Source organism: Anaerofustis stercorihominis (genome assembly GCF_024623185.1).
Lineage (GTDB): Bacteria > Bacillota > Clostridia > Eubacteriales > Anaerofustaceae > Anaerofustis.
This window is the reverse complement of sequence record NZ_JANJZK010000052.1, coordinates 1-2,397: the sequence shown is the minus strand read 5'-3', so window position 1 is coordinate 2,397 and position 2,397 is coordinate 1. Positions and strand designations below refer to the sequence as shown.

Below are 2,397 nucleotides of genomic sequence, written 5' to 3'. Positions count from 1 at the left end.
CACCCACATATTACCTAAAAGATCTATTACCTTTAATTAAAGATAAAACTTTTATATAAATGGGTGGGATAGCTTCTTTTCCAAGAAATGCGGGTAGCATTTCTTAGGAAATCAAGAAGCGTTAAAAGCCGTCACGGCGACTGAGTGAAAGATTTTTATCCAATATTTTTATCTTCGGAAAAATATTGGCAGGGTTATTAAGGGACGGAGTCCCTTATATATGTTTATTAAAAGAGCAGTTTAAAATAATCCTTCAAAGTCGCTTTTTTCTTTGGCTTACTAAACCAGCTTTTTACTATTCCCTTAATGTTATAGGTTTGAAGCACTACATTAAGCTCTCCTCCGAGGAAGATTATATACATGCAGATGTACAGCCAAAGCATGAATAGTATAACAGCACTAAGAGAACCGTAAATAAGCGAATTTGCTCCGACTTTTGTTATATATAAAGAGTAAAGCCATGAGAATATTATCCAGCCGGCAGAAGAAAAAATTGCTCCGGGAAGTTCTTTTAAAATATGACATTTTCTTTTGGGAAGCACGCAGAATGTTATAAGGAATATTGCAAGGAGCAGGAAAAATCCTCCCAGATAACTGTAATTTATATGCAGATCCCCTATGAAAAACAGTTCGCTTTGCAGGAATTTAGCTATATTTATCCCAAATATCAACAGGATTATCACCGCAAGGAAAATAAGACCGAAACAGATAGTGTAGAGAAGAGAAACTCCTCTTATTTGAATATAATTCCTTTCGTCCTTTGTCTTATATATAGTGTTAAGTCCTTTTGATATTGAGTAAATCCCCTTTGAGGCAGACCATAAAAGCGTCAAAAATGTAACGAGGAGTACTGTCCCCGAGTAGTTTATATATAATCCCTTGAATAAGTCGGTGATAAAACCCGACAGCGCCTGAGGGAATATGTGTATCGATATACTTATCAGCTCTTCCTGTGTCAAGGGAAGGTACTGAACCAGTAAGACAATTATCATTATCAAAGGGACGAATGAGAACATCATAAAGAAAGCCGACTGTGCAGCGAATGTATAAATAAAATCTTCACTTAGTTTGTCAAGGCTTGATTTGATGTCCTTTAAAAATTGATATAAGTTCATTTTTTACCCCTTTTATTATTTATTATATTTTACACCAAATATACTTATTATTAAACATAAAATTAGAAATAATAAAGGGGTATGTCATTTGAACTTCCTGTGAAGTTTTGCTTCCCACCTGACTAAAATTTACTCGTCGGGTTCGCAGTTTTAGTTTAGTAATATTTACGAGTTTAGATAAGTTCCTTTTATTTCTTTGGGTAAAAGGGGCAGGGGACTTAGGGATATAGCACTTATAAAGGGTAGTAGGGCTAATCTATAAAGAACACCATATTGCAGACTGCATACATTATTATGCAGTTAGATTTAGAATAGGAGTATTGATGATGAAAGATATATTAGAGGAAGATTAGTAGTTTAAGCTTACTTAAAAGGGGTTTGAATAGCGTTCGTTTCAAAAATTGTATTTTACTAGAAAGCTATTTACTTTTTTTGTATAAGCCTCTTACAACCCCCTTAGCTTAAAAAGTTTTATATTATATTTAAGGTAATAAATCTTTTAGGTGATTTGCGGGTGAATGACCTTAGTAAGTTAGATATTTTTTTTCTTAAAACTTATTATAATGTTATAATAAAAATTTTCATAACAATGGGCTTTGGTTAGCGACAGTTTCAAAATTTTCGGTAAGAAAATTTTAGGAAATCTGATTTCAAAAAAAGGCTCTATATTCAACAAAAGCATTTAACTCCTTTAAAATAATATAGATTTCTTAGATTAAAACTTGGTAAATAAAAAAAGACCTTGCTTCCATATATTTGAAAACAAAGCTTTAAATAAATTGAATATGACTGACAATCCTAAATTTAATATTCTTTTATATCTGTTTTTTACTCTTCTTGTTTCATATAAAGTTGTTATTAACTATAAGATAAATAACTTTTTCAGGTAATATGGATATGATAAACTTAGGTATGTTTAATATCCCTTTTGCCGAAGGCTAAGCCACCACGGCTTGAGTGGAGATTTTTTAGTTCTTTTTTATCTTTAAAAAAGAACATATAAACTTTTTCAGGTAATATGTGGATGATTGATCTCAGTAAGTTTAATATCCCTTCTGCCGAAGGCTAAGCCATCACGGCTTGAGTGGAGATTTTTTCGTTCTTTTTTATCTTTAAAAAAGAACATATAAACTTTTTTCAGGTAATATGCGGTTGATTGATCTCAGTAAGTTTAAATAGATAAAAAGAGCATTTTCATTCTTTTTTTGTGTTTTATATCTAAAAGTTATTTACTATCAAAAAGTTTCCTTTTTATTGGGGGTGGATAGCGACTGTTTCACAA

Annotated in this window: 1 protein-coding gene; it reads right to left on the bottom strand. The window is 31.6% G+C overall.

Features of this window, described 5'->3' with window-relative positions; translation table 11 throughout:
• Nucleotides 1-227 precede the first annotated feature (227 nt).
• Nucleotides 228-1,115 carry a YihY/virulence factor BrkB family protein gene (locus NSA01_RS09915; RefSeq protein ID WP_257481300.1) on the bottom strand — a complete coding sequence of 296 codons (888 nt, stop codon included), beginning with the start codon at nt 1,113-1,115 and terminating at the stop codon, nt 228-230.
• Nucleotides 1,116-2,397: the final 1,282 nt, after the last annotated feature.